The organism is Nocardioides plantarum (assembly GCF_006346395.1).
GTDB classification, from domain to species: Bacteria; Actinomycetota; Actinomycetes; order Propionibacteriales; family Nocardioidaceae; genus Nocardioides; species Nocardioides plantarum.
On sequence record NZ_VDMS01000005.1, the window covers coordinates 248,023 to 273,936 of the forward strand.

25 protein-coding genes are annotated in these 25,914 nt (G+C 71.1%); 18 read left to right on the forward strand and 7 right to left on the reverse strand.

Annotated features, from left to right (window positions below; all coding sequences use genetic code 11):
• Positions 1 to 11: 11 nt before the first annotated feature.
• The gene (locus tag FJQ56_RS19790) at positions 12 to 1,178 is read left to right on the forward strand and encodes a hypothetical protein (protein ID WP_140011359.1); all 1,167 of its coding nucleotides are present in this window, start codon (positions 12 to 14) and stop codon (positions 1,176 to 1,178) included.
• 38 nt (positions 1,179 to 1,216) lie between these two features.
• On the forward strand, positions 1,217 to 3,094 hold the full coding sequence (locus tag FJQ56_RS19795) for a cation:proton antiporter domain-containing protein (protein ID WP_140011360.1): 1,878 nt from the start codon (positions 1,217 to 1,219) through the stop codon (positions 3,092 to 3,094).
• Positions 3,095 to 3,122: 28 nt separating this feature from the next.
• Here FJQ56_RS19795 and FJQ56_RS19800 read toward each other — a convergent pair whose 3' ends face one another.
• Both FJQ56_RS19800 and FJQ56_RS19805 read right to left on the reverse strand, forming a co-directional pair.
• Positions 3,123 to 3,947, reverse strand: coding sequence for an NAD(P)H-binding protein (locus FJQ56_RS19800; protein WP_140011361.1), 825 nt, complete (start codon positions 3,945 to 3,947; stop codon positions 3,123 to 3,125).
• A 12-nt stretch (positions 3,948 to 3,959) separates the two neighbouring features.
• Complete coding sequence (locus tag FJQ56_RS19805; RefSeq protein WP_140011362.1) at positions 3,960 to 4,439, reverse strand: GNAT family N-acetyltransferase; 480 nt, start codon at positions 4,437 to 4,439, stop codon at positions 3,960 to 3,962.
• A gap of 26 nt (positions 4,440 to 4,465) precedes the next feature.
• Here FJQ56_RS19805 and FJQ56_RS19810 point away from each other — a divergent pair, with 26 nt between their 5' ends.
• Positions 4,466 to 5,104 carry an MBL fold metallo-hydrolase gene (locus FJQ56_RS19810; RefSeq protein WP_140011363.1) on the forward strand — a complete coding sequence of 213 codons (639 nt, stop codon included), beginning with the start codon at positions 4,466 to 4,468 and terminating at the stop codon, positions 5,102 to 5,104.
• A 69-nt stretch (positions 5,105 to 5,173) separates the two neighbouring features.
• On the opposite strand, the gene FJQ56_RS19815 is transcribed toward FJQ56_RS19810, so the two are convergent.
• Complete coding sequence (locus FJQ56_RS19815) at positions 5,174 to 6,442, reverse strand: isochorismate synthase (RefSeq protein ID WP_140011364.1); 1,269 nt, start codon at positions 6,440 to 6,442, stop codon at positions 5,174 to 5,176.
• Between the two features lie 63 nt (positions 6,443 to 6,505).
• Here FJQ56_RS19815 and FJQ56_RS19820 point away from each other — a divergent pair, with 63 nt between their 5' ends.
• Entirely contained in the window at positions 6,506 to 7,171 is a 666-nt protein-coding gene (locus FJQ56_RS19820) for a hypothetical protein (RefSeq protein WP_140011365.1), read from the forward strand.
• Positions 7,172 to 7,193: 22 nt separating this feature from the next.
• Here the strand turns inward: FJQ56_RS19820 and FJQ56_RS19825 are convergent, their stop codons facing one another.
• Positions 7,194 to 8,171: a L,D-transpeptidase family protein gene (locus FJQ56_RS19825; RefSeq protein WP_140011366.1), complete on the reverse strand. Its 978-nt coding sequence runs from the start codon at positions 8,169 to 8,171 to the stop codon at positions 7,194 to 7,196.
• Between the two features lie 146 nt (positions 8,172 to 8,317).
• On the opposite strand from FJQ56_RS19825, the gene FJQ56_RS19830 reads away from it, so the two are divergent.
• Positions 8,318 to 9,007 carry a demethylmenaquinone methyltransferase gene (locus FJQ56_RS19830; protein ID WP_140011367.1) on the forward strand — a complete coding sequence of 230 codons (690 nt, stop codon included), beginning with the start codon at positions 8,318 to 8,320 and terminating at the stop codon, positions 9,005 to 9,007.
• Positions 9,008 to 9,213: 206 nt separating this feature from the next.
• On the opposite strand, the gene FJQ56_RS19835 is transcribed toward FJQ56_RS19830, so the two are convergent.
• From FJQ56_RS19835 to FJQ56_RS19845, 3 genes are read right to left on the reverse strand one after another with little or no spacing between them, the layout of a single operon-like run.
• Positions 9,214 to 9,972 carry an AIM24 family protein gene (locus tag FJQ56_RS19835; protein WP_140011368.1) on the reverse strand — a complete coding sequence of 253 codons (759 nt, stop codon included), beginning with the start codon at positions 9,970 to 9,972 and terminating at the stop codon, positions 9,214 to 9,216.
• Entirely contained in the window at positions 9,972 to 10,613 is a 642-nt protein-coding gene (locus tag FJQ56_RS19840) for an AIM24 family protein (RefSeq protein WP_140011369.1), read from the reverse strand. Before FJQ56_RS19840 ends, FJQ56_RS19835 begins: the two co-directional genes overlap by 1 nt.
• A 7-nt stretch (positions 10,614 to 10,620) precedes the next feature.
• Positions 10,621 to 11,238: an AIM24 family protein gene (locus tag FJQ56_RS19845; RefSeq protein ID WP_140011370.1), complete on the reverse strand. Its 618-nt coding sequence runs from the start codon at positions 11,236 to 11,238 to the stop codon at positions 10,621 to 10,623.
• A 309-nt stretch (positions 11,239 to 11,547) separates the two neighbouring features.
• Here FJQ56_RS19845 and FJQ56_RS19850 point away from each other — a divergent pair, with 309 nt between their 5' ends.
• The 13 genes from FJQ56_RS19850 to FJQ56_RS19910 all read left to right on the forward strand — a co-directional run bounded on the left by FJQ56_RS19850 (position 11,548) and on the right by FJQ56_RS19910 (position 25,914).
• On the forward strand, positions 11,548 to 11,910 hold the full coding sequence (locus FJQ56_RS19850) for an NADH-quinone oxidoreductase subunit A (RefSeq protein ID WP_140011371.1): 363 nt from the start codon (positions 11,548 to 11,550) through the stop codon (positions 11,908 to 11,910).
• Positions 11,911 to 11,988: 78 nt separating this feature from the next.
• Positions 11,989 to 12,543, forward strand: a complete 555-nt coding sequence (locus FJQ56_RS19855; RefSeq protein ID WP_140011372.1) for a NuoB/complex I 20 kDa subunit family protein — start codon at positions 11,989 to 11,991, stop codon at positions 12,541 to 12,543.
• On the forward strand, positions 12,543 to 13,256 hold the full coding sequence (locus FJQ56_RS19860; protein ID WP_140011373.1) for an NADH-quinone oxidoreductase subunit C: 714 nt from the start codon (positions 12,543 to 12,545) through the stop codon (positions 13,254 to 13,256). Before FJQ56_RS19855 ends, FJQ56_RS19860 begins: the two co-directional genes overlap by 1 nt.
• Positions 13,256 to 14,614, forward strand: coding sequence for an NADH-quinone oxidoreductase subunit D (locus FJQ56_RS19865; protein WP_140011374.1), 1,359 nt, complete (start codon positions 13,256 to 13,258; stop codon positions 14,612 to 14,614). Before FJQ56_RS19860 ends, FJQ56_RS19865 begins: the two co-directional genes overlap by 1 nt.
• Positions 14,611 to 15,435, forward strand: coding sequence for an NADH-quinone oxidoreductase subunit NuoE (gene nuoE / locus FJQ56_RS19870; protein WP_140011375.1), 825 nt, complete (start codon positions 14,611 to 14,613; stop codon positions 15,433 to 15,435). Before FJQ56_RS19865 ends, nuoE begins: the two co-directional genes overlap by 4 nt.
• A gap of 60 nt (positions 15,436 to 15,495) precedes the next feature.
• On the forward strand, positions 15,496 to 16,812 hold the full coding sequence (nuoF, locus tag FJQ56_RS19875; RefSeq protein ID WP_140011376.1) for an NADH-quinone oxidoreductase subunit NuoF: 1,317 nt from the start codon (positions 15,496 to 15,498) through the stop codon (positions 16,810 to 16,812).
• A gap of 76 nt (positions 16,813 to 16,888) precedes the next feature.
• Positions 16,889 to 19,327 carry an NADH-quinone oxidoreductase subunit G gene (locus tag FJQ56_RS19880; protein ID WP_140011377.1) on the forward strand — a complete coding sequence of 813 codons (2,439 nt, stop codon included), beginning with the start codon at positions 16,889 to 16,891 and terminating at the stop codon, positions 19,325 to 19,327.
• Positions 19,327 to 20,661: an NADH-quinone oxidoreductase subunit NuoH gene (nuoH, locus tag FJQ56_RS19885; protein ID WP_425464902.1), complete on the forward strand. Its 1,335-nt coding sequence runs from the start codon at positions 19,327 to 19,329 to the stop codon at positions 20,659 to 20,661. The genes FJQ56_RS19880 and nuoH overlap by 1 nt, the downstream gene beginning before the upstream one ends.
• Positions 20,661 to 21,227 (forward strand): NADH-quinone oxidoreductase subunit NuoI, encoded by a 567-nt coding sequence (gene nuoI, locus FJQ56_RS19890; RefSeq protein ID WP_140011379.1) that lies wholly within the window; start codon positions 20,661 to 20,663, stop codon positions 21,225 to 21,227. Before nuoH ends, nuoI begins: the two co-directional genes overlap by 1 nt.
• Positions 21,224 to 22,072: an NADH-quinone oxidoreductase subunit J gene (locus FJQ56_RS19895; RefSeq protein WP_140011380.1), complete on the forward strand. Its 849-nt coding sequence runs from the start codon at positions 21,224 to 21,226 to the stop codon at positions 22,070 to 22,072. The genes nuoI and FJQ56_RS19895 overlap by 4 nt, the downstream gene beginning before the upstream one ends.
• A gap of 1 nt (position 22,073) precedes the next feature.
• The gene (gene nuoK, locus FJQ56_RS19900; RefSeq protein WP_140011381.1) at positions 22,074 to 22,367 is read left to right on the forward strand and encodes an NADH-quinone oxidoreductase subunit NuoK; all 294 of its coding nucleotides are present in this window, start codon (positions 22,074 to 22,076) and stop codon (positions 22,365 to 22,367) included.
• Positions 22,368 to 22,385: 18 nt separating this feature from the next.
• Positions 22,386 to 24,314 carry an NADH-quinone oxidoreductase subunit L gene (gene nuoL / locus FJQ56_RS19905; protein WP_140011382.1) on the forward strand — a complete coding sequence of 643 codons (1,929 nt, stop codon included), beginning with the start codon at positions 22,386 to 22,388 and terminating at the stop codon, positions 24,312 to 24,314.
• Position 24,315: 1 nt separating this feature from the next.
• A complete protein-coding gene (locus FJQ56_RS19910) occupies positions 24,316 to 25,914 on the forward strand; it encodes an NADH-quinone oxidoreductase subunit M (protein WP_140011383.1) in 1,599 nt (532 codons plus the stop codon).

The window sequence follows — 25,914 nt, forward strand, 5'->3', positions numbered from 1 at the left end:
CGATCTCGGCCATGGAGCTCCACGACACCCTCTACTCCCTCGGTCAGCAGTGGGGTCGCGGCGTCCTCGACGACCCCGACCGCCTGCGCGGCCTGCTCGCCCCCACCGGGGCGTCCCCGGACGAGGTCGAGCTCGTCGTCGACGCGGTGCGCCGGGGCGCCCACCGGGGGCTGGTCCAGGCGCTCGACGCGGGCACCGACCCCGCACGCGCGATCGAGGCGACCGGTGACCGGCTGGGTCAGGAGCGTGGCACCGATCCGGCCGCCGCGCGCTGGGTGGTCGCGGTGCTCGGGTTCGCCCTGGGCCGGGTCGGCGAGCACGACGTACGCCGCCAGCGCGGCCCGGGCCAGGCGCCGTACCAGGCGCCCGGCCAGGCACCCGGACAGGCACCGTACGGACAGGCGCCCTTCGGACAGCCGACGTACCCGCCGCCGGCGCAGCCCTACCAGCAGGCGCAGCCGGGCCAGCCGGCCTACGCGGCCGGCTACCCCCAGCAGGGCTACGGGCAGCAGCCCGGCTGGTCGCCCACGCCGCCGAAGACGTCCCGGCTCCCGATCCTGCTCGGGGTCGGCGGCACGGTCCTGGCGATCGTGGTGGCCGTCGTCCTCGCGCTGGTGCTGACCAACGGCGACGACACCGACAGCGCCGACCAGCGGTCCGACGGCTCCACCTCGGCCGACGCGAGCACCGACCCGACGTCCGACCCCACCACCGACCCCAGCAGCGACCCCAGCAGCGACCCCGTGCCCACCCAGGACCCGACGTCCGAGACCGTCGATCCCGCACCGGACGGGAAGGTCTCCGACGAGGCCGCCGCCGGCTACACGAGCGCGCTGCTGACGTTCTCCACCGCGTTCGGCGACGGCGGCAAGGACCTGCAGGCCGCGTCCACCAGCGACAACCCCGCGAGGGCCCGGGCCGCCGCGCGCAAGATGCGGTCCGCCGTGAAGGACCTCGACGTGGCCGTCCGCGGCCTCGACCTCGCTCCCGTGCAGACCGAGGTCGACGCGTTCCTCGTCGAGAGCTCCCGGATCCTGCGCGCCTACGACAAGATCGACCGGACCGCCAAGACGACCCTCGACGTCAACGCCGGGGTCGCCGGTCTGCCGATCACCGACTACACCAACGCGTTCCAGGCGGTCGCCGACGCGATCGACAAGAGCCGCAACGGCGGCTGACCCGCCGCAGTGGGGGCGGGGTAGGACAGACTGGTCGCGTGGAGGTCGCGCTGCTGCTGGTCGTGCTCGCCGTCAGTGTCCTGGTCGTCACGGCCCTGGCCGACCGCGTGGACATCCCGGCACCCCTGGTCCTGATCGTCGCGGGTGCGGGGGCGTCCTACCTCCCGTTCACGCCGCAGATCAACCTCGAGGCCGACGTCGTGCTGCTGGGGCTGCTGCCCCCGCTGCTCTACGCCACCGCGATCCAGACGTCGCTGGTCGACTTCAACGCCAACCGGCGGCCGATCCTGCTGCTGTCGGTGGGCCTGGTCATCTTCACCGCGGCCGGGATCGCGCTGCTGGTGCACACCCTGGTGCCCGACATCGGGTGGGCGACGTCGTTCGCGATCGGCGCCGTGGTCGCCCCGCCCGACGCGGTGGCCGCCACCGCGGTCGGCCGACGGATCGGGCTGCCCCGCCGGATCACCACGATCCTCGAGGGCGAGTCGCTGCTCAACGACGCGACCGCGCTGGTCGCCCTCCGCACCGCCATCGCGGCGGGCGGGCTGGCCGCCGACCACCACGGCGACGTGACCGCGCTGAGCGTCGCGTTCGACTTCGTGCGCGCCGCCGGTGGCGGCGTCCTGATCGGCCTGGCCATCTACCTCCTCGTCGCCCGGGTGCGTCGCCACCTCGAGGACTCCCTGATGGACACCGCGATCTCGCTCGTCGTCCCGTTCGCGGCGTACGTCGCCGCCGAGGAGGTCCACGCCTCCGGCGTCATCGCCGTCGTGGTCGCCGGACTCCTGCTGGGTCACAAGGCGCCGATCCTGCAGACCGCGCAGAGCCGCATCGCCGACCGGATGAACTGGCGCACCATCGCCTTCGTCCTCGAGAACGCCGTGTTCCTGCTCATCGGGCTGCAGGCCGAGATCCTGTTCGGCGACGTCGGCAAGAGCACCCTGTCGGGCGGCCGGATCGCCCTGGTCTGCGGCCTGTGCCTGGTCGCCGTCATCGCCCTGCGCCTGATCTGGGTCTTCCCGGCGCGCTACCTGCTCGTGCGGCCCGGCCCCGACCCCGACACCGGTACGCCGTCGCCCCCGTCGTACACGTTCCTGCTGGGCTGGGCCGGCATGCGCGGTGTCGTGACGCTCGCGGCGGCTTTCGTCATCCCCGAGGGGACCGAGCACCGCGAGGTGCTGCTGCTGATCGCGTTCACCGTCGTGGCCGGGACCCTCATCATCCAGGGCCTGTCGCTGCCGGTGCTGGCCCGCCGCCTCGACGTGCCGTCACCCGACCCGATGGACGACGCGCTGGCGCGGGCGACGCTGCTGCAGCAGGCGTCCAAGGCCGGGTTCGGCTACCTCAGGAAGACCGACGTCGACGACGTGCACGGTGTCGTCTCGCTGATCAAGCAGCGCACCGAGCAGCGCAACTTCGCCGCCTGGGAGCGGCTCGGCACCACCGCCGACGAGGAGACCCCGAGCGAGGTCTACGGCCGGATCCGGCTGGCGATGATCGAGGCCGAGCGCGCCCGGGTCCTCGAGATCCGCTCCCAGGGGACCACGCCCTCGGTCGTGGTCGCCGAGGTCCTCGCGATGCTCGACGTCGAGGAGTCGATGCTCGACCGGGCCACCCAGGAGCGCGCCGACCTGCGCACCTCCTCCGTACGCCGTCCGGGCGAGGAGTGCGAGCACCTCGAGGCCCACCCGGTCGTGGAGACCCGCACCGACGGCACCTGCCCGGACTGCGTCGCCGCCGGTCACCGCTGGGTCGCCCTGCGCCAGTGCCTCCAGTGCGGCTACGTCGGCTGCTGCGACTCCTCACCCGACCGGCACGCCACGGCCCACTTCCACGAGACGACCCACCCGGTGATGCAGTCCGCCGAGCCCGGCGAGGACTGGCGCTGGTGCTACGTCCACCACCTGACCGCCTGACCGGCCCGCGGTAGTCCCGCCGGTGGGACTACCGGGCCAGCGTCTGCTCGAGGGTGCGGGGCGCGTGCCCGGCCAGCCGGCGTACGTCGTCGGTCACGGTCGCGCAGGACCCGTCGGCGATCGCGACGTAGGTGCTGACCCAGGCGTCGAGCTGGTACTGCTCGGCGTCGGGGTAGGCCGCGCGTCGCGAGGCGTAGGCCTCCTCGAGGGTCTCGGGCTCGTAGCGCAGCCGGCGCCCGGTGGCAGCCCCGGCGCGCTCGGCGACCTCGGCGAGGGTGAGCGCCTCGGGACCCGTCAGCGTGTAGGTCGCGCCGACGTGCGCGGCCGGGTCGCTCAGCACCGCGACCGCCACGTCGGCGACGTCGGCCCGGGCGACCCCGGCCACCGCGCCCGAGCCGGCCGGCCCGCGCAGGGCGCCGTCGTCGCCGGCGAAGAACGGCAGCACGTCGAGGTAGAAGTTGTCGCGCAGCACCGTGAACGCCATACCGCTCTCGGCCAGTGCCACCTCGGTGTCGTGGTGGTCGCGTCCCAGCGTGAACGTCGCGTCGGGCGCGGCACCGGCGAACGACGTGTAGACGACGTGCCGCGCCCCGGCCCGGGCTGCGGCCGAGATGAGGCTCCGGTGCTCCTGACGGCGGTGGTCGGACTCGGCGGCCGAGACCATGAACAGCACCTCCACCCCCTCGAGCGCGGCCGTGGCGGCGGTCTCGTCGGCGTAGGTCGCGGTGAAGACGTCGAGGCCGAGGTCGGGTGCCCGCGACGGGTCGCGGACCACCAGACGAGGACGCAGGTCGGCCAGGGCCGCGGCGACGAGTCCGCCGAGGGCGCCGGTCGAGCCGGTGATCGCAAGCACGACCCCAGCCTCTCACCCGGGCCGGCACATGCGTAGGTGCAGCCCCTCCTCGTGCTCCTCGGTCGCGCCGTCGAGCTCGAACCCCTGCCGGCGGTAGAAGCCGACCGCGCGGTCGTTGCCCTCGAGCACCCACAGGTACGCCGCCGCGTCGCCGATCGAGGCGGCCAGCAGCGCACGCCCCACGCCGGTGCCCCACACGGACGCCCGGGCGTAGATCGCCCGCAGCTCGAGCCCGGCCGGCGGGTCGAGGTCGCGGGGCGGCCCAGCGGTGGCGAAGCCGACCAGACGTCCGTCGTGCTCGACGACCCACGTGGGCGTCGTCGGGTCGGCCAGGTGGGCGCGCCGCCGCGCGAGCGCCGCGGGCCGGTCGGCGAAGACCCGGTCGATCATCGGGGGGTCGATCAGGCCGGCGTACGCCTCACGCCAGCAGGCCTCGTGCAGGTCGACGAGCAGCTCGGCCTCGGCGGGCCCCGCCAGGCGTGCAACGGTCACCTCCCCACACTACGTAGGTTGGGTCCATGAGGCTCACCAAGTTCGGGCACGCGTGCGTGCGCATCGAGCACGCCGGCGTGCGGATCGTCCTGGACCCCGGCTCGTTCACCGAGCGCGAGGCCGTCGACGGCGCCGACGTCGTGCTGATCACCCACCAGCACGCCGACCACTACGACGCCGATCACCTGCGCGCCACGTCGGCGCAGATCCACACCATCGCGGCGGTGGCCGACGTGATCGCTGCGGAGGCGCCCGACCTCGCCGACCGGCTGCACGTCGTGGCACCCGGCGACGTCCTCGACGTCGGCCTGCCGGTGCGGGTCGTCGGCGAGAAGCACGCCGTCATCCACCGGGACTACCCGCTCCTCGACAACTCCGGCTACCTGCTCGACGTCGGCGGCACCACGGTCTATCACCCGGGCGACTCCCTGACCGTCCCCGGCGAGCCGGTCGACCTGCTGCTCGCCCCGGTCTCGGCGCCCTGGCTCAAGATCGGCGAGGCCGTCGACTTCGTCCGCGAGGTCGGCGCCCCGCGCACCCTCGCCATCCACGACCGGGTCTACAGCGAGGTCGCGCTCGGCATGGTCGACACCCACATGACCAACCTGGCGCTGCGCGACGCGATGAGCTTCACCCGCCTCGCCGACGGCGCCGATCTCGACTGAGGTCGTCGATGTCGGTGCACGGTCAGTAACATCCCGGCCTGCAGGCGCGGCCGGTCGTCTCCCGACGACTCAGCTGCCCAGGGCGTCGCGCACCGGGACGAGCTTGGCGCTCGACTCGGCCAGCTCCGACTCGGGGTCGGAGTCGCCGACGACGCCGCAGCCGGCGAACAGGCGCACCGTCGGCCCGGACACCACGGCGGAGCGCAGGCCGATGCCCCACTCGCCGTCGCCGGTCGCGTCCATCCAGCCGACGGGTCCGGCGTAGCGGCCCCGGGGCATGCCCTCGATCTCGGCGATCAGGTCCACCGCGACCGAGGTCGGATGGCCGCCGACCGCGGCCGAGGGGTGCAGGGCGGCGGCGAGGGCGAGCGACGAGACGGTTCCGGCGTCGTGCACGACCCCGGTGACGTCGGTGGCCAGGTGCATCACGTTGGGCAGGTGCAGCACGAACGGCGCCTCGGGGACGTTCATCGACGAGCAGTGCGGCTCGAACCGGTCCACGACCGAGCGTACGGCGTACTCGTGCTCCTCGAGGTCCTTCGAGGAGCGCGCCAGGGTGGCGGCGAGCATCAGGTCGCGGGCGTCGTCGCCCGTGCGTCGGATGGTGCCGGCGAGCACCCGCGACGTCACCAGCCCGCGCTCGCGGCGGACCAGGAGCTCGGGGGTGGCCCCGAAGAAGCCGTCGACGTGGAACGTCCAGCAGGTCGGGTACGACGCCGCGAGCCGTCGCAGCGGCCACCGCACGTCGACGTCGGCGTCGGCGGTCGCCACGAGGTCGCGGGCGAGCACGACCTTCTCGAGGTCGCCGGCGTTGATGCGGCGGACGGCGTCGGCGACGACCGACATCCACTCGTCGCCGTTGCGGTGACCGTCGGAGTAGGTCAGCCCGACCGGGGCGGGCGGCGGGTCGGTCGGCTCGGGGTGGTCGGCGGCAGGGGCGAGCCCGCCGCCGGAGATCGTGGTGATCCAGGCGGTGTCGCCGCGGCGCCCGACGACGACCTCGGGCACGACGAGGCTGGAGTCGCCGGGGTCATCGGCGAAGGCGAGCGTGCCGAAGCAGACCAGGCCGCAGCCCGGCTCGCCCACGTCGTCGCGCACGACCGCCCGCGCCGTCGTCTCCGACCACCAGGCGTCGGCGTCGGCGAAGCGGTGCGCGCCCGTCGTACGGACCCCGGCGGCGGAGCCCCACCCGACCAGGCCCTCGCCGCGGCGCAGCCACGCCACCGGCTCGGTCGCGGGCAGCAGGTCGACGAGCGTCGCGAGGCGGTCGACGTCGAGGGCGGTGGTGCGCACGACCAGCGAGGCGGCGGGCCGGTCCGTCGGGGCACCCTGAGTCACCTGCCGAGGGTAGCGAGCGCACCGGACGAGGCGGTCCTTCGGTCGGCTGCGATGATCGAGGTCATGCGTGACAACCCACGGACCACCGTCATCAGCGCCGTCGCCGGCGTCGTCCTCCTGGCCGGGGTGTTCGCCTTCACGGTGCTCGTGCCCAAGCTGGGCGACGACGACGCCGAGGCGACCTACGTCGGGTCGGCCGAACCCGCGAGCGGTCCGGTCGCGACAGCCGACGGCCCGGTGACGCTCCCCGACAAGATCGGCGACCAGCTCGTCGCCGTCGACCTCGGCACGCTGCCGGCCGACCTCGCCCAGCGCTTCGGCGACCTCGGTGCGCTCAAGAAGCAGGAGGCCGCGATCACCGACGGCCTCGACGACGTCTTCGACGCCCAGGGTGCCTTCCGGGTGTACGCCGCCGCGGACGGCTCCGCGATCGCCCAGGTCACGGCGCTCGACAAGGCCCCGGGCCTGTTCGCGCCCGACGCCCTGCCCGTCGCGCCGTCGGCCATCGGGGTCACCCGCGCGGCGTCCGAGCTCGTCAAGGTCGACGACGCGGTGTGCTCGGTCAGCTGGCCCGCGGAGGTGCCGAAGGGAACCGCGGTCGACCCGAAGGTCCAGCCGCAGGGCGTGCGGTGCCAGATGGGCGTCGGCGAGCGCACCTACGAGCTCACCTCGCAGGGCCTGACGGTCAAGGAGTCCGTGGCCAACCTGGAGGCCCTGGCCTCCGCCTGACCGCGCTCGCGTCGACCAGGGGTCAGGACCGGTAGACGATGACCTTGTCGCCGACCTTGACCTGGTCGAACAGCCCGGCGATCGCGTCGCGGTCGCGGACGTTGACGCAGCCGTGGGAGGCGCCGGCGTAGCCGCGGGCGGCGAAGTCGGGCGAGTAGTGCACGGCCTGCCCGCGCGAGAAGAACATCGCGAAGGGCATCGGGGTGTTGTAGATCGACGACACGTGGTCGCGACTCTTGCGCTCGACCTGGAACGCGCCCTCGCGGGTCGGCAGCTCGTCGGAGCCGAAGCGGACGTCGACCGTCAGCTCCACCTGACCGTCGATCACCCAGCGCAGGGTGCGTGAGGTCTTGTCGACACACAGGACGCGGCCGGTCTTGCACCGGGCGTCGAGCGCGCCGGGCACGTTGCCGCCTACCTTGTTGGCCAGCTCGTCGGCCGTGGGCTCGGTGGTCATCGCCACGAGGCGGGACATCGTGCGCTTGTCGACCTCACCGGTCACCGGGATCTCCCGCTTGGCCTGGAAGCCCTCGACCGCGGCGCGCGTCACGTCGCCGTAGGTGCCGGTGACGTCCTGGTTGAACCAGTCGATCTGACGCAGCCGGGCCTGCAGCACCTTGACCTCGTCGCCCTGGTCGCCGGGGGAGAGCAGGGCCGGTCCGGGCTTCAGCTCGGGCTCCGGGGCCGGGGCCTTGGTCGGCGGCGCGGTGGTCGGCGCGGTGGTCGGGGTGGCGGAGGGAGGCTCGGTGGTGGGGGCCTCGGACGTGGGGGCCTCGGACGTCGGCACGCTGGTCGGCTCGGACGTCGGGTCGGACGTCGGGTCGGACGTCGGCTCCGACGTGGGCGCAGACCCGGTCGTCGGGTCGGCGGCACCGGAGGTCTCCCGGGCGGCGGCGGAGGGCTGGTCGCTCGACCCACGCTGGGACCAGGCGACGCCGAAGGCGGCGAGGACGAGGACCCCCACGACGAGGACGAGGAGGAAGCGGCGGACGGCGGTCATGTGAGTTCCTGTGGGCTAGGGGAGACGGAGTGTCTGCAGGGCCTGTGGAGAAGTGTGCTGGCTCCTACCCCTGGGAGACGCGAGGCAGGGCCGTTTGGTTGCAGCCCTCGGCGGTCGCGCTTGTCGCGACCCCTACCCTCGACCCCGTGGCCCGCGCTGATCTCGACAAGCACCCGACCGACGTACGACGGATGTTCGACGGGGTGGCCAAGCGCTACGACCTGACCAACGACGTCCTCTCGCTGGGCCAGGACCGACGGTGGCGCCGCGAGGTGATCGACGCCGTCGACCCGCAGCACGGCGAGCGCGTGCTCGACCTGGCCGCCGGCACCGGCACCTCGAGCGAGCCGTTCGCCGAGCGCGGTGCGCGCGTCGTCCCGTGCGACTTCTCGCTCGGCATGCTCGAGGTGGGCAAGAGGGCCCGCCCCCACCTGCCGTTCACGGCCGGGGACGGCACCCGCCTCCCGTTCTCCGACGCGACGTTCGACGCGGTCACGATCTCGTTCGGGCTGCGCAACATCGTCGACCCGCTCGCCGGCCTGCGCGAGCTGCGCCGCGTCACCCGGCCCGGGGGTCGGCTGGTCGTCTGCGAGTTCAGCCACCCGACGTGGGCGCCGTTCCGCACCGTCTACGTCGAGTACCTCATGAAGGCCCTGCCGCCGGTCGCGCGCGCCGTGTCGTCCGCGCCCGATGCCTACGTCTACCTCGCCGAGTCGATCCGGGCCTGGCCCGACCAGCAGGGCCTGGCCGACCTCATCGCCGAGGCGGGCTGGCGCGGCGCCGAGTGGAAGAACCTCTCCGGCGGCATCGTCGCGCTGCACCGCGGTACCGCCTGACCTTTCGCCCACGTCGGTCGAGGTGCGAAGGCCGCCAGGCCTGGGCCTCGAGACCCTCGCAGCCCCACTCCTGTCGTACGACGCAGCGTGGGGTCCCGGGATCGGCTGCGGTGGTTTCGACTCGCCTGTCGCGACCTCGTTCCTCGGTCGCGAAGCTCGCTCAACCTGCGCCTGAGACGCCGTGCGCTCGTGCCTCGCGCTCGGCTTCAGGCTTGCTGAGACCGAGCCACCAGCTTGTGCCCCAACGCCCCCGCCGAGTTGGCGTCGAGCAGGTTGGTCTGCGACTCGACCAGCCGGACGAGCGCGGAGTCGGCGCGCAGCAGCTCCGAGGACTGCATCAGGATCGTGCCCGCGCCGGTAAAGTCGTACTGGCGCTCCTCGCCCGACTCGCGCCCGAACATGCCCTGGATGCCGGCCATGAACGACTGCGCCATCCAGTTGTGGTCGTAGTGGACCGACGGGGACGGGCAGTCGGCCCAGCCGAGCAGCGCGTCGGGGTCGGCTCGGAACGGCGGCTCGACGAAGATCACCGGGCCCACCGAGGAGGCCAGGAACTTGCCCGTGCCGATGAGCGTCAGGAACCCCGGCACGATCGACTGCTTGAGCTCGAGGCCGGTCTCGAAGGCCAGCAGGTTCTTGGCCTTGATGGTCAGGTTGCCGACCTCGAGGTCGTAGGAGTTGATGTCGTTGCCCCGGTCGCCGATGACCAGCTTGCCCCGGCCCGAGGCGACGACCCAGTCCTGGGTGTAGAGCGGCGAGGAGAAGCGCGACGCCACCCACGCGGCGCGCGAGGCGAACGCCGCGACGCCGGCGAAGTCGACGTTGCCGTAGTAGGCGATCATCGCGCCCGCGGCGGTGAACCACTCGCCGTCGAGGTCGATGCAGAACGAGTAGCTGTTGACGTTGTCGTTGGACGGCAGGGACTGGGCGTCGTAGACGGTGGAGCCGCCGGGAACGTTGATCATCAGAACTTCTCCTCCGAGGCCTGGACGTAGACCCGGCCGTGGCCGGTGCAGTGGAGCTGGGTCGCCTCGCCGGAGCCCCGACCGACGACGTCGCGGACGCCGCCGCTGACCTTGAAGCCGATCTGCAGTGCGCCGACGTGGCCGACGTAGGCCTGCGGGTCGACGCCGACCATGCCGCTGCCGTCGAGGGGGATCTCGAACGTGCCGCCGTGCGAGAGCAGCGCGACCGAGCCGGTGCCGCTCACCTTGGTGGTGAACAGGCCCTGGCCCGACACGGCGCCGCGCACGGCCTGGCGGATGCCGCCGGAGCCGATCATCTCGACCGAGGTCGAGAGGTTGGCGTGGTGTGCGAGCAGCCGGTCGGCCTCGACCGTGAGGGTCTCGTTGTGGAGCTGCACGAGGGTCACGTAGAGGCCGCGGAAGCCGTAGAGGGCGTTGCCCTGGCCCTCCGCGACCATCATCGCGACGCTCTCGCCCTGCATGGCGCGCCCGACCATGCCCCCGACGCCGCCGGCGCCGCTGATCGGACGGAACGTGATGCCGCCGGAGTAGCCCAGCATCGCGCCGCGCCGGGCGATCACCTCGCCCCCGGGCGCGACGTCGGTGCGGATCACCTTCTTGTTGACCTGCTCGAAGCTCATCGTCGGATCACCTCTCCGCGGGCTGGATGTAGACGGTGCCCTGGCCCTCGAACCGCAGGCTGAACGGCTCGCCGCCGCCCTCGCCGACCAGGCTGCGCCAGGTGACGCCGGAGACCAGCGACATCTGCAGCTGGCCGGTGCTGGCGACGTAGGCGTCGGGATCGACGACCAGCGGCATCCCCGGGGCGACGGCCAGCGGGATCATCGGGCCGTCGGACATGATCGCGCACTGCCCCGAGCCGGTGACCGACGTCGTCGCCAGGCCCTGGCCCGACGTCATGCCGCGCAGGCCGGCGAACTGCACGTCGAGCTTGAGGCCGTCGGTCACCGCGAGGATGTGCTCGGACTCGACCGTGAGCTTGTCGTTGTCGAGCTGGACCACCGTGACGTCGAGGGCGTCCTGGGCGAGGTAGACCCGGCCCTGGCCCTGGCACTCCATCAGGGTGATGCTCTCGCCCGCCACCCGCTGGCGCACGGCGGCGCGGAAGCCTCCACCGCCGCCCATCCCGGCGTGCTTGAAGGTGACGTTGCCGGTGTAGGCGACCATCGCGCCCTGGGCGGCGCGCACGCTGTCGCCGGTGAGGTCGGCGTGCAGCACCTTCTTGTCGGCGGTGAGGGTCGCCATCGGGCCTCCCGTGCTCGTCGTACGTCGTCGGACGCTTCGGACTGTGTCGAGGCGCACCATAACCACACCACGGCACGGGTAACCCCCGGTCCGGGCGACGGCGTGGTGACATCGCCGTGACGACGTCAATTAGACAACGTCCGAGTGGCCTAAATCCGCAGGTCAGGAGCCGATTTCGGCGTCCTACCCGGGTGTGACGCGGGCCGTGCGGAGTGGCAGTATGAGCCACGCGCGCCTCGTGATTCGATTCACAAAGTCACATGGATCACACCGCGGACCCGGGCGCCGACACTCGAAGGGAACAGCCGGATGGACCTCTACACCCCCGTCCTCGTGCTGGCGGCACTTGCGGCCATCTTCGCGATCGGATCGATCGCCACGAGCGCGTTCGTGATCGGCCCACGCCGCTACAACCGGGCCAAGCTCGACTCCTACGAGTGCGGCATCGAGCCCACGCCGCAGCCGGTCGGCGGCGGCCGGTTCCCGGTGAAGTACTACATCATCGCGATGCTCTTCATCGTCTTCGACATCGAGATCATCTTCCTCTACCCGTGGGCCGTGAACTTCGACGCGATGGCCGTCTTCGGGCTCGTCGAGATGGTCCTCTTCGTCGCCACCGTCTTCGTCGCCTACGCCTACGTATGGCGCCGCGGCGGGCTCGACTGGGACTGACGTCCCACCACCACACGTCGAGCACACGCCGAGCACACGCCGAGCACAAACCGCGCAGGACACCAGGGAGTCTGAGCAATGGGTATCGAGGAGAAGCTGCCGAGCGGCGTGCTGCTCAGCACCGTCGAGGGTCTCGCCGGCTACATGCGCAAGGCGAGCTTCTGGCCGGCCACCTTCGGCCTGGCCTGCTGCGCCATCGAGATGATGACCAGCGGTGGTCCCAAGTACGACCTGGCCCGCTTCGGCATGGAGGTCTTCCGGGCCAGCCCGCGCCAGGCCGACCTGATGATCGTGGCCGGCCGCGTGAGCCAGAAGATGGCTCCGGTCCTGCGCCAGATCTACGACCAGATGCCCGAGCCCAAGTGGGTGCTCGCGATGGGCGTGTGCGCCAGCAGCGGCGGCATGTTCAACAACTACGCCATCGTCCAGGGCGTCGACCACGTCGTGCCGGTCGACATGTACCTCCCCGGCTGCCCGCCCCGGCCCGAGATGCTCATCGACGCCATCCTCAAGCTCCACGACCAGGTCCAGGCCACCAAGATGGGTGCCAACCGCCAGGCCGAGATCGTCGAGCTCGAGACCTCCGCCCTCCGGGCGCTGCCCACCTCGCAGATGAAGGGCCTGCTCCGCTGATGGCTGACGAGGACAAGACCACCGGCCCCGACCAGTCCGGTCCCGAGGACGACAAGACCCCCGCCACCACCGCCGAGGAGGTGCGCGCTGTCGGTGCGCGCACCGGCATGTTCGGCGTGCGCGGCAGCGGCGACACCAGTGGCTACGGCGGTCTGGTCGCCCCGATCGTCTATCCCGGAGCCGCCCAGCGGCCCTTCGGTGGCTGGTACGACGAGGTCGCCGACGCGCTCGAGACCGTCACCTCGTTGGGTCGCGTCGTGGTCCACCGCGGCGAGATCACCTTCCACGTGCGCCGCGAGGACCTCCTGGCCACCGCCCGCCACCTGCGCGACGACCCGCGGCTGCGCTTCGAGCTGCTCAGCGGGGTCAGCGGGGTCCACTACCCCGACGACGCCGGCGCCGAGCTGCACGTCGTCCACCACCTGCTCTCGATGACCCACAACCGCCGGATCCGGCTCGAGGTCAGCGTCCCCGACAGCGACCCACACCTGCCGTCGGTCGTCGAGATCTACCCGACCGCCGACTGGCACGAGCGCGAGACCTGGGACATGTTCGGCATCGTCTTCGACGGTCACCCCGCCCTCACCCGGATCCTCATGCCCGACGACTGGCCGGGCCACCCGCAGCGCAAGGACTACCCCCTCGGCGGCATCCCCGTCGAGTACAAGGGCGGCACCATCCCGCCGCCCGACCAGCGGAGGTCGTACAACTGATGAGTACCACCGACAACAGCCAGCACGACGTCTACGCGGGTGCCGACGAGACCGCCGAGGGCAAGGTCTTCACCGTCACCGGTCGCGACTGGGACGAGATCGTCGAGGGCCTGTCCGGGGTCGAGGGCGTCGAGGAGCGCGTCGTCGTCAACATGGGTCCGCAGCACCCGTCGACGCACGGCGTGCTCCGCCTGATCCTCGAGATCGAGGGCGAGACGGTCACCGAGGCCCGCTGCGGCATCGGCTACCTGCACACCGGCATCGAGAAGAACATGGAGTTCCGCTCCTGGGTGCAGGGCACCACGTTCGTCACCCGGATGGACTACCTGTCGCCGTTCTTCAACGAGGCGACCTACTGCCTGGGCGTCGAGCGCCTGCTCGACATCGAGGACCAGATCCCCGAGAAGGCCAACGTCATGCGGGTGCTCCTCATGGAGCTCAACCGCATCTCCTCCCACCTCGTCTGCATCGCCACCGGGGGCATGGAGATCGGTGCTCTCACCGTGATGACCATCGGGTTCCGCGAGCGTGAGCTGGTGCTCGACCTGTTCGAGCTGATCACCGGTCTGCGCATGAACCACGCGTTCATCCGCCCCGGCGGCGTGGCCCAGGACCTCCCGCCGGGTGCCCTCGACGAGATCCGCGGCTTCGTGGCGCTGATGAAGAAGCGTCTGCCCGAGTACGCCGCCCTGTGCAACGCCAACCCGATCTTCAAGGCCCGCCTCGAGGGCGTCGGCCACCTCGAGCTCGACGGGTGCCTGGCCCTCGGCCTGACGGGTCCGCCGCTGCGGGCGACCGGTTACCCGTGGGACCTGCGCAAGTCCGAGCCCTACAGCGGCTACGAGACCTACGACTTCGACGTCCAGACGTGGGACACGTGCGATGCCTACGGCCGCTTCCGGGTCCGGCTCAACGAGATGTGGGAGTCCCTCAAGCTCATCGAGCAGGCGGCCGAGCGGCTCGCCGGCCTCGAGGGTGCCCCAGTGATGGTCGCCGACAAGAAGATCGCCTGGCCCAGCCAGCTCGCGATCGGCAGCGACGGCATGGGCAACAGCCTCGACCACATCCGCCACATCATGGGCGAGTCGATGGAAGCCCTCATCCACCACTTCAAGCTGGTCACCGAGGGCTTCCGGGTCCCGCCCGGCCAGGCCTACGTGCCGATCGAGTCGCCGCGTGGCGAGCTCGGCGCCCACGTGGTCTCCGACGGGGGCACCCGCCCGTTCCGCACCCACTTCCGCGACCCGTCCTTCACCAACCTGCAGGCCACCAGCGTGATGAGCGAGGGCGGCCAGGTCGCCGACGTCATCGTCGCCATCGCCTCGATCGACCCCGTGATGGGAGGCGTCGACCGATGAGCCTCAGCACCGAGACCCGCGCCGAGCTGGTCGAGATCGCCGGCCGCTACCCGCAGAAGCGTTCCGGCCTGCTGCCCATGCTCCACCTCGTGCAGGCCTCCGAGGGGCGCATCACGCCCGAGGGGATCGAGGCCTGCGCCGAGATCCTGGAGATCTCCGCCGCCGACGTCAGCGGCGTCGCGACGTTCTACACGATGTACAAGCGTCGCCCCGTGGGCGACTACCACGTCGGGGTCTGCACCAACACGCTGTGCGCGGTGATGGGCGGCGACGAGATCTTCGCGACGCTCAAGGACCACCTCGACGTCGGCAACGACGAGACCACCGACGACGGCAAGATCACGCTCGAGCACGTCGAGTGCAACGCGGCCTGCGACTACGCCCCGGTGATGATGGTCAACTGGGAGTTCATGGACAACCAGACCCCGCAGTCGGCGGTCCAGCTGGTCGACGACCTGCGCGCCGGCGCCGAGGTCCACTCCACCCGCGGTCCGCGACTGTGCACCTGGCGCGAGGCCGAGCGCGTGCTCGCCGGGTTCCCCGACGGCCTGGCAGGCGAGGGCCCCTCGGCCGGTCCGGCGTCCCTGGTCGGGCTCGGCATCGCCCGCGAGCGCGGCTGGACCGCCCCCGAGGCGGAGTCCGAGCGTCCCCTCGCGGCCGGCGACGGCGGCGACGGCGACCCGGCCCCCGCCGTACCGACCGAGAAGTCGGAGCAGCGGCAGGCGGTCGCCGAGTCCGGTGACTCCACCGCCAAGCAGGCGGCGGCCGAGGAGCAGAGCCCGACCAGCGAGACCGCAGCCGAGAAGACCGAGGCGGACTGATGACTGCACGTCGAGACGCTCGCTTCGCTCGCTCCTCAGTGACCGTTGGAAGGACACTTCGTGACTGACACCCTGACCCCGGTCCTGACCGACGACTGGGACGCCGAGCGCTCTTGGACGCTGGAGACCTACGAGTCGCGCGGCGGCTACGGGGCGCTGACGAAGGCGCTGACGATGCCGCCGGCCGACATCATCACCGCCGTCAAGGACTCCGGCCTGCGCGGCCGGGGCGGCGCCGGGTTCCCGACCGGCATGAAGTGGTCCTTCATCCCGCAGGACAACCCCAAGCCCAAGTACCTCGTGGTCAACGCCGACGAGTCCGAGCCGGGCACCTGCAAGGACATCCCGCTCATGATGGCCACGCCGCACACGCTGGTCGAGGGCGTCATCATCAGCTCGTTCGCGATCCGGGCCAACCACGCCTTCATCTACATCCGCGGCGAGGTCCTCCACGTCATCCGCCGGGTCCAGGCCGCGGTCGCCGAGGCCTACGCCGCCGGCCACCTCGGCAAGAACATCCACGGCTCCGGCTACGACCTCGACGTGGTCGTCCACGCCGGCGCCGGCGCCTACATCTGCGGCGAGGAGACCGCGCTCCTCGAGGGCCTCGAGGGCCGCCGCGGCCAACCCCGCCTGCGCCCGCCGTTCCCGGCCGTCGCTGGTCTCTACGCGAGCCCCACGGTGATCAACAACGTCGAGTCGATCGCGTCGGTGCCGAGCATCATCGCCAACGGCGCCTCGTGGTTCGCGTCGATGGGCACCGAGAAGTCCAAGGGCTTCGGCATCTTCTCGCTCTCGGGTCACGTCACGACCCCGGGCCAGTACGAAGCCCCGCTCGGCATCACGCTGCGCGAGCTCATCGACCTGGCCGGCGGCATCCGCCACGGCCACGAGCTGAAGTTCTGGACCCCCGGCGGGTCCAGCACCCCGCTGCTGACCGCTGAGCACCTCGACGTGCCCCTCGACTTCGAGGGCGTCGCCGGCGTCGGCTCGATGCTCGGTACCCGCGCCATCCAGCTCTTCGACGAGACCACCTGCGTCGTGCGTGCCGTGCTGCGCTGGACCGAGTTCTACAAGCACGAGTCCTGCGGCAAGTGCACCCCGTGCCGCGAGGGCACCTGGTGGCTGGTGCAGACCCTCGCCTCGCTCGAGCGTGGGCAGGGCACTGAGGCCGACCTCGACCTGCTCCTCGACCAGTGCGACAACATCCTGGGACGCTCGTTCTGCGCCCTCGGCGACGGCGCCACGAGCCCGATCTCGAGCTCGATCGGCTACTTCCGCGACGAGTACCTCGCCCACCTCACCCACGGCGGCTGCCCGTTCGACGCCACGGCCTCCACGGCCTGGGCCGGAGCCCTGACCGGAGCCGCATCATGACGACCACCCCCACGTCGGTCGAGGTGCGAGGAGCCCTGGCGACGAGCCTCGAGACCCCCGCAGCCGGAGGACCATCATGACCACCACCCCCGAGAAGCAGACCGAGCTCGTCTCGGTCACCATCGACGGCATCCAGGTCGACGTCCCCAAGGACACCCTGGTCATCCGCGCGGCCGAGCAGGTCGGCGTCCAGATCCCGCGGTTCTGCGACCACCCGCTGCTGGCCCCGGTCGGCGCCTGCCGCCAGTGCCTGGTCGACGTCCCCGACGCCGGCAACGGCCGCGGCTTCCCCAAGCCGCAGGCCGCGTGCACCCTCCCCGTCGCGCCGGGCATGGTCGTCAGCACCCAGGTCACCAGCGAGACCGCCGACAAGGCGCAGCAGGGGGTGATGGAGTTCCTGCTCATCAACCACCCGCTCGACTGCCCGGTCTGCGACAAGGGCGGCGAGTGCCCGCTGCAGAACCAGGCGATGAGCAACGGCCGCGGCGAGTCCCGCTTCGTCGGGTCGGGCGCCGGTGGCGTCAAGCGGACCTTCCCCAAGCCGATCAACCTCAGTCCCCAGGTCCTGCTCGACCGCGAGCGCTGCATCGTGTGCCAGCGCTGCACCCGCTTCGCCGAGGAGATCCCCGGCGACCCGTTCATCGCCCTCGTCGAGCGCGGGGCGATGCAGCAGATCGGCATCGCGGAGAACGCGCCGTTCCTGTCCTACTTCTCCGGCAACACGATCCAGATCTGCCCGGTCGGGGCGCTGACCTCGGAGTCCTACCGCTTCCGCTCGCGGCCCTTCGACCTCGTCTCCACGCCCTCGGTCGCCGAGCACGACGCCTGCGGCTCGGCGATCCGCGTCGACCACCGCCGCGGCAAGGTGATGCGTCGCCTCGCGGGCAACGACCCCGAGGTCAACGAGGAGTGGATCACCGACAAGGACCGGTTCGCCTTCACCTACGCCACCGAGCCCGACCGGCTCCTCTACCCCCAGGTCCGTGACGACGACGGCTCGCTGCGCCCCGCGTCCTGGCCGGAGGCCTTCGCCGTCGCTGCGCGCGGGCTGCACGCCGCGACCCGGGCCGGCGGGGTCGGCGTCCTGACCGGAGGACGGCTGACCGGCGAGGACGCCTTCGCCTACAGCAAGTTCGCCCGCGTCTCGCTCGGCACCAACGACATCGACTTCCGCGCCCGGCCCCACTCGGCCGAGGAGGCCGAGTTCCTGGCCGCCCACGTCGTCGCGACCGGCCCCGAGGGCGGGTCGGTGACGTACGCCGACCTCGAGAGCGCCGCCACCGTCGTCCTGGCCGGCTTCGAGCCCGAGGACGAGGCGGGCACGATCTTCCTGCGGCTGCGCAAGGCCGCGCTCCACCACGGCACCCGCGTGCTCGCGATCGCCCCCTTCACCACCCGCGGACTGACCAAGATGAACGGCACCCTGGTGCCGACCGCGCCCGGCGACGAGCCGGCCGCCCTGTCGTCGCTGCTCGGCCACGCCGATCACGGCATCGGCAAGGACGCCGTGCTCCTGGTGGGCGAGCGCCTCGCGACCGTCCCCGGCGCCCTGAGCGCGGCCGCCGACCTGGCCGCCAAGAGCGGTGCCCGGCTGGCCTGGATCCCGCGACGGGCCGGAGACCGTGGTGCCCTCGAGACCGGTTGCCTCCCGGGCCTGCTGCCCGGTGGCCGACCGGTCGCCGACGCCGCAGCCCGCGTCGACGCCGCCACCACCTGGGGCACCGACAGCCTGCCCGAGGCCCCGGGACGCGACGGCGACGGCATCGTCGCCGCGCTGCTGGCCGGTGACCTCGGCGGTCTCGTGATCGGCGGGGTCGACCCCGCCGACACTGCCGACCCCGCCGCCACCACCGCCGCCATCGCCGCCGCGTCGTTCGTCGTGGCCCTCGACCTGCGGGCCAGCGACGTCACCCGGGCCGCCGACGTCGTGTTCCCCGTCGCGCCGGTGACCGACAAGGCCGGGTCGTTCGTCAACTGGGAGGGTCGGGTGCGCGGCTTCGACCGGGTCCTGGCCAACCCGGCCTCGCTGCCCGACCTGCGCGTGCTGTCCGGCATCGCCGACGAGCTCGCCGCCCTCGGTCAGGGCGCCCCGCTCGGGTTCCGCACCGTCGAGGAGGTCTGGGGCCAGATGGAGGACCTCGGTCCGTGGGACGGCCAGCGCGCCACCCTCACCCCGGTCGCCCCGCTCGACGACACGGCCGCCGCCCGCCACGAGGGTCTGCTGCTCTCGACATGGAAGCAGCTGCTCGACAACGGCACCATGCTCGTCGGCGACAAGCACCTGGCCGCCACCGCGCGCCCCGCCGTGGCCCGGGTCAGCCGGGCCGTCCACGACGCCTGCGGTCCGACCGTCACCGTCACCGGTGATCGCGGCTCGGTCACCCTGCCGTCCGAGGTCGCCCCCGACCTGGTCGACGGCGTCGTCTGGCTCCCCGCCTCGTCGACCGGCCGCGGCGTCCTGTCCGACGTCGCCTCACCCGGCTCGCGCGTCACCGTCACCGGAGGCAACTCGTGATCTCGACAGACTCGATCAGCGGGCTCGGCTCGGTCCACGCCGCAGTCGTCGACGAGGGCCTGCAGGCCTTCGGTCGCGACACCTGGTGGGTGGTCGGGCTCAAGGTGCTGCTGATCTTCCTGATCCTCGTGCTGCTGACGCTGTTCAACATCTGGTGGGAACGCCGCGTGGTCGCCCGCATGCAGCACCGCATCGGTCCCAACGTCAACGGGCCGTTCGGACTGCTCCAGTCGCTCGCCGACGGTGCCAAGCTCATGTTCAAGGAGGACATCCTCCCCAAGGCTGCCGACAAGGTCGTCTTCATCCTCGCCCCGATCCTCGCGGTGATCCCGGCCTTCGTGACCTTCAGCGTGATCCCCTTCGGCCCCGAGGTGAACTTCTTCGGCCAGCGCACCCCGCTCCAGCTCACCGACATGCCGATGGCGGTGCTGTTCGTGATGGCGATCGCGTCCATCGGCATCTACGGCATCGTGCTCGGCGGCTGGTCGAGCGGATCGACCTACTCCCTGCTCGGCGGGCTCCGTTCCAGCGCGCAGATGATCTCCTACGAGGTCGCGATGGGCCTGTCGCTCGTCTCGGTCTTCCTGTACGCCGGCTCGATGTCGACCTCCGAGATCGTCGCGGCGCAGGACGACCTGTGGTTCGGCCTGATCCTCATCCCGTCGTTCGTCATCTACACGATCTCGATGGTGGGCGAGACCAACCGCGCGCCCTTCGACCTGCCCGAGGCCGAGGGTGAGCTCGTCGGCGGGTTCCACACCGAGTACTCCTCGATCAAGTTCGCGCTGTTCTTCCTCGCCGAGTACGTCAACATGGCCACCGTGTCGGCGCTGGCCACGACCCTGTTCCTCGGTGGCTGGCACGCGCCGTTCTGGATCGACGAGTTCTGGGCCGGCGCCAACCAGGGCTACTGGCCGGTGCTCTGGTTCTTCGGCAAGGTCCTGTTCTTCATCTTCGGCTTCATCTGGCTGCGCGGTTCGCTGCCGCGGATGCGCTACGACCAGTTCATGGCGCTCGGCTGGAAGATCCTCATCCCGATCTCGCTCGTGTGGACCCTCGCGGTCGCGACGCTCCGCGTCGCGCGCACCGAGGGCTGGCTCGAGGGCGACAACGTCCCCGTCGTGATCGGGGTCGCGGCGGTCCTCGTCCTGGCGCTGTTCTTCTTCGGCGGCAGCGACAAGGCGGCCGCCGCCGCAGACGTCGATGCCGCTGCTCGACCCGGTGGGTTCCCGACACCGCCAATGCCCGCCGGAGGTGCGGTCCGCGGGGCCGCTGCTCCGCTCGTGTTCGACAGTCCCGCCCGGGTCTCCACGGTGGCGGGGGAGGAGGCCTGATGGCCGACAACGACAAGGACGGCAAGTCCTTCAAGGAGCAGTTCATCGATCCCGTCGCCGGGTTCGGTGTCACGTTCCGCACCATGTTCCGCAAGGTGGTCACCGAGCAGTACCCCTTCGAGAAGCTCCCGACGGCGCCGCGCTTCCACGGCCGCCACCAGCTCAACCGCTGGCCCGACGGGCTCGAGAAGTGCATCGGGTGCGAGCTGTGCGCCTGGGCCTGCCCGGCCGACGCGATCTACGTCGAGGGTGCGTCCAACGACGACGCCAACGGCGAGCGGTTCAGCCCCGGTGAGCGCTACGGCCGCGTCTACCAGATCAACTACCTGCGCTGCATCCTGTGTGGGCTGTGCATCGAGGCGTGCCCGACGCGGGCGCTCACGATGACCAACGAGTACGAGCTGGCCGACAACAACCGCCAGGACCTGATCTACGAGAAGTCCGACCTGCTCGCCCCGCTGCTGCCCGGCATGGAGCAGCCGCCGCACGCGATGCGCGACGGCTTCGACGAGGGTGACTACTACCGGGGCGGGCTGTCGACCGGTCCCGCGGGAGGGGCGAAGTGATCGCGTTCTGGACGCTGGCCCCGATCATGGTGGTCGCCGCCCTCGGCATCCTCGTGGTGCGCAAGGCCGTCCACGCCGCGCTGCTGCTGGCGGTCGTGATGATCAGCCTCGCCATCCTCTACGCCGACCTCGACGCGCCCTTCCTCTTCGCGGTGCAGATCATCGTCTACACCGGCGCCATCTTGATGCTGTTCCTCTTCGTGCTGATGCTCGTCGGGGTCGACGCGTCCGACTCGGTCGTCGAGACGATCCGGGGCCAGCGCGTGCTGGCCACCGTCGGCGGGCTGCTGCTCGGGCTGATCCTGGTGGTCGGGCTGTCGCAGCTGACGCTCGGCACCGCGACCGGCCTCGACTCGGCCAACGAGGGCGGCAACATCCCCGCCCTGGCCAACATCGTGTTCTCCCGCTACGTGTTCGCCTTCGAGGCCACCAGCGCGCTGCTGATCACCGCGGCGGTGGGGGCCATGGTGCTGGCGCACCGCGAGCGGCTCACGCCCAAGCCGGGTCAGGCCGACCTCGCCGCCAAGCGGGTACGCGACTTCGGCGACAAGGGTGCCCACCTCGGGCCCCTGCCGGCGCCCGGTGTCTACGCCCGTCACAACGCCGTCGACACCCCCGCCCTGCTGCCCGACGGCACCGCCGCGGAGTCCTCGGTCTCCCGGGTGCTCGCCGCGCGCGGCACGGTCCGGTCGGCGCCCGCGCTGGCCGACGACATCGAGGACCTCAAGCGTCAGCTCGGCGTCGACACCGAGGGTCGCCCCGGCACCACCGGCAAGTCCGGCGCCGCCGCCTCGACCACCGAAGACGTGGAGCAGCCCCCCAGCACGAAGGGCACGGGTGCCTGACATGACCGAGTACGTCGTCCTCTCGTCCATCCTGTTCACCATCGGTGCCGTCGGCGTGCTCGTGCGCCGCAACGCCATCGTGGTCTTCATGTGCGTCGAGCTGATGCTCAACGCCTCCAACCTGGCGCTGGTGGCCTTCGCCAAGCAGCACGGCAACCTCGAGGGGCAGGTGGCGGCGTTCTTCGTGATGGTCGTCGCGGCCGCCGAGGTCGTCGTCGGCCTCGCCATCATCATGACCATCTTCCGGTCCCGTCGCTCGGCCTCGGTCGACGACGCGAGCCTGCTGAAGTTCTGAAAGGTCAGGCTTACTCAGATGTACGTCTTGGAAGCGGCGGTCGACATCCCGCTCGTGCACCCCGAGAGCGCTGACGGCGTCCTCTCGCTGGTGTGGCTGGTCATCGCCCTGCCGCTGCTCGGCGCCGCCGTGCTGCTGCTCGGCGGCCGCTACACCGACAAGTGGGGCCACTGGCTCGGCACCGCGCTGCCGATCGGGTCGTTCGTCGTCAGCCTGCTGATGTTCCTCGACCTGATGGGCCGCGACGAGGAGGAGCGCCAGTACACCCAGCACCTCTACGACTGGATCCACGTCGGCGGCCTCAAGGTCGGCATGGACCTGCTCTACGACCCGTTGTCGGCCCTGTTCCTGCTGCTGATCACCGGCGTCGGCTCACTGATCCACGTCTACTCCATCGGCTACATGGCCCACGACCCGAGGCGTCGCCGGTTCTTCGGCTACCTCAACCTCTTCGTCGCCGCGATGCTGATGCTGATCCTCAGCGAGAACTACCTCGGGTTGTTCCTCGGGTGGGAGGGCGTCGGCCTGGCGTCGTACCTGCTCATCGGCTTCTGGCAGCACAAGCACTCCGCGGCCCAGGCCGCCAAGAAGGCGTTCGTGATCAACCGAGTCGGTGACATGGGCATGGCCTCGGCGATCTTCCTGGCCTTCACCCTCTTCGGCACGACCAGCTTCACCCAGATCAGCGAGCTGGCCGGCGGCGCGTCGGAGACCGCGATGACCTGGCTCGGGATCCTGCTGCTCATCGGTGCCTGCGGCAAGTCCGCCCAGGTCCCGCTGCAGGCATGGCTGCTCGACGCGATGGAAGGCCCGACGCCCGTGTCGGCCCTCATCCACGCCGCCACCATGGTCACCGCCGGCGTCTACCTGGTCGTCCGCTCCAACTTCGTCTTCGACCGGGCACCCGACGCGCAGACCGCCGTCGTGGTGGTCGCGGTGGTCAGCATCCTGTGGGGTGCGGTGATCGGGTGCGCCAAGGACGACATCAAGAAGGCGCTGGCCGGGTCCACGATGAGCCAGATCGGCTACATGATGCTCGGCGCCGGGCTCGGCCCCGCCGGCTACGCGTTCGCCATCTTCCACCTGCTGACCCACGGGTTCTTCAAGGCCAACATGTTCCTGGGTGCCGGCTCGGTGATGCACGCCATGGACGACGATGTCGACATGCGTCACTACGGGGTGCTCCGCAAGGCCCTGCCGGTCACCTTCCTCACCTTCGCGATGGGCTACCTCGCGATCATCGGCTTCCCGGGCTTCTCCGGCTTCTGGTCCAAGGACAAGATCATCGAGGTCGCCCTGGCCGACAACCTGGTCATCGGCATCGCCGCGCTGCTGGGTGCCGGTGTCACCGGCTTCTACATGACCCGGCTGATGCTGATGACGTTCTTCTCCCAGAAGCGCTGGCCCAAGGACGTCCACCCGCACGAGTCGCCGGCGCTGATGACCATCCCGCTGATCGTGCTCGCCGCGCTCTCCGTGCTCGGCGGCCTGCTCCTGCTCAACGACTGGATCGTCGACTGGCTCTCCCCGGTCGTCGGCGAGGAGGTCGAGCACCACCTGCCGATCCCTGCGCTGGCGATCACCGGCCTGGCCGTGCTCGTCGTGGCGGTCGGCGTCGCCGCCGCCTTCGTGCTGTTCCAGCGCCAGAAGGTGCCGGTCCTCGCGCCCACCGACGTCTCGTTCGTGACGCGGGCGGCCCGGGCCGAGCTCTACGGCAACGAGATCAACGAGGGCCTGGTGGTCCAGCCGGGCCGCCGCCTGGTCGCCGGACTCTTCGTCTTCGACCGCTCCGGTGCCGACGGCCTGTTCATGGGCGGCGGCTCCGGGGTCAAGGCCCTGGGCGGGGTGCTCCGCAAGGTGCAGACCGGCTACGTGCGTTCCTATGCCCTGTCCGTCCTGATCGGCGTCGTCCTCGTCGCCGCGGCCATGTTGGCGGTGCAGCTCTAAAATGTTGACCACACTGATCCTCGTCCCCCTCGTCGGGGCCGTCCTCATCGCGTTTCTGCCGGCGGCCTCCGCCCGGTCGATCGCCCTCGGCGTCGCAGCCGGCACTCTCGGCCTCGGCGTCGCCACCGCCGTCCTCTTCGACGTCGGCAAGGGCATGCAGCTCACCGAGCAGGTCAGCTGGATCGAGTCGTTCGGCGTGCACTACGCGCTCGGCGTCGACGGCCTGGGCCTGCTGATGGTGCTGCTGACCGTGGTCATCACGCCCGTCGTGATGCTCGCCGGCTGGCACGAGGGCGACGAGTCACCGCGTTCCTACTACGCGTGGATGCTGGCCCTCGAGGCCCTCTCGCTGGCGGTCTTCTGCGCCACCGACGTCTTCCTCTTCTACGTCGTCTTCGAGGCGACGCTGATCCCGGCGTACTTCCTGATCGGAGGGTTCGGCAAGGAGGGCCGCGGCGCCGCCGCGATGAAGTTCCTGATGTTCCAGCTCGCCGGCGGGCTCGTGCTGCTGGCCTCGGTGATCGGGCTCTACGTCGTCTCGGCCCAGCAGGGCGCGCCGTCCTACCTCCTGAGCGACCTCGAGAAGCTCGACATCTCCACCGAGGCCGGACGCTGGCTGTTCCTCGGGTTCTTCATCGCCTTCGCGATCAAGGCCCCGTTGTTCCCGGTGCACACGTGGCTGGCCGACACGACCGAGAAGGCGACGCCCGGGGTGAGCGTCATGCTCGTCTGCGTGCTCGACAAGATCGGCACCTTCGGCATGCTCCGCTTCTGCCTCGGCATCTTCCCCGAGGCCTCGCAGTGGGCGACCCCGGTCGTGGTCACGCTGGCCGTCATCTCGATCATCTACGGAGCCCTCGTCGCCATCGCCCAGGACGACGTCCTGCGCCTGATCGGTCTCACCTCGCTGAGCCACTTCGGGTTCATCACCCTCGGCATCTTCGTGTTCAGCACCCAGGGCTCCTCGGGTGCGATCCTCTACATGGTCAACCACGGCATCGGCACGGCCGCGCTCTTCCTCGTGGCCGGCTACCTGATCCGCCGCCGCGGCACCACGCTGATCAGCCAGATGGGCGGCCTCGAGAAGGCCACCCCGATCCTCGCCGGGATGACCCTGATCGCCGGCCTCGCGACTCTCGGCCTGCCGGGCCTCAGCCCGTTCGTCTCCGAGTTCCTGGTGCTGCTGGCCGCGTTCGACTACGCCTGGTGGGTCGGCATCGCCGCCGTCACCGGCATCGTCCTGGCCGCGATCTACGTGCTGTGGATGTACCAGCGGATCTTCACGGGTCCCGGCCACGAGCCGGTCGTGACCGGCGATGCCCATGGTCATGGCGCCCCGTCGGGCGCGGGGACGAAGACCAAGACCGCCACGAGGACCGAGGTCGAGGTCGAGGTGATCCCCGACGCCACGCCCCGCGAGATCCTCGCGGTGGCCCCGCTCCTGGTGGCCCTGGTGGTCTTCGGGTTCTTCCCCCAGCCCCTGCTCGACATCAGCAACCCCTACGCCGAGAACCTGCTGCGCAACCAGGTGGGCGTCCAGGACGACCCACCCCAGGTCGGCGACGTCGAACACTCGTACGCGTCCGGAGAGGGCCACTGA

Coding starts and splice junctions, on each gene's coding strand:
- FJQ56_RS19860 (WP_140011373.1), top strand. CDS start 12,543: ATGGCTGACGAGGACAAGACCACCGGCCCCGACCAGTCCGGTCCCGAG.
- FJQ56_RS19810 (WP_140011363.1), top strand. CDS start 4,466: ATGAGGCTCACCAAGTTCGGGCACGCGTGCGTGCGCATCGAGCACGCC.
- FJQ56_RS19820 (WP_140011365.1), top strand. CDS start 6,506: ATGCGTGACAACCCACGGACCACCGTCATCAGCGCCGTCGCCGGCGTC.
- FJQ56_RS19850 (WP_140011371.1), top strand. CDS start 11,548: ATGGACCTCTACACCCCCGTCCTCGTGCTGGCGGCACTTGCGGCCATC.
- FJQ56_RS19840 (WP_140011369.1), bottom strand. CDS start 10,613: ATGAGCTTCGAGCAGGTCAACAAGAAGGTGATCCGCACCGACGTCGCG.
- FJQ56_RS19835 (WP_140011368.1), bottom strand. CDS start 9,972: ATGATCAACGTTCCCGGCGGCTCCACCGTCTACGACGCCCAGTCCCTG.
- nuoL (WP_140011382.1), top strand. CDS start 22,386: ATGTACGTCTTGGAAGCGGCGGTCGACATCCCGCTCGTGCACCCCGAG.
- nuoK (WP_140011381.1), top strand. CDS start 22,074: ATGACCGAGTACGTCGTCCTCTCGTCCATCCTGTTCACCATCGGTGCC.
- FJQ56_RS19910 (WP_140011383.1), top strand. CDS start 24,316: ATGTTGACCACACTGATCCTCGTCCCCCTCGTCGGGGCCGTCCTCATC.
- nuoI (WP_140011379.1), top strand. CDS start 20,661: ATGGCCGACAACGACAAGGACGGCAAGTCCTTCAAGGAGCAGTTCATC.
- FJQ56_RS19880 (WP_140011377.1), top strand. CDS start 16,889: ATGACCACCACCCCCGAGAAGCAGACCGAGCTCGTCTCGGTCACCATC.
- FJQ56_RS19865 (WP_140011374.1), top strand. CDS start 13,256: ATGAGTACCACCGACAACAGCCAGCACGACGTCTACGCGGGTGCCGAC.
- FJQ56_RS19790 (WP_140011359.1), top strand. CDS start 12: ATGGAGCTCCACGACACCCTCTACTCCCTCGGTCAGCAGTGGGGTCGC.
- FJQ56_RS19855 (WP_140011372.1), top strand. CDS start 11,989: ATGGGTATCGAGGAGAAGCTGCCGAGCGGCGTGCTGCTCAGCACCGTC.
- nuoE (WP_140011375.1), top strand. CDS start 14,611: ATGAGCCTCAGCACCGAGACCCGCGCCGAGCTGGTCGAGATCGCCGGC.
- FJQ56_RS19825 (WP_140011366.1), bottom strand. CDS start 8,171: ATGACCGCCGTCCGCCGCTTCCTCCTCGTCCTCGTCGTGGGGGTCCTC.
- FJQ56_RS19845 (WP_140011370.1), bottom strand. CDS start 11,238: ATGGCGACCCTCACCGCCGACAAGAAGGTGCTGCACGCCGACCTCACC.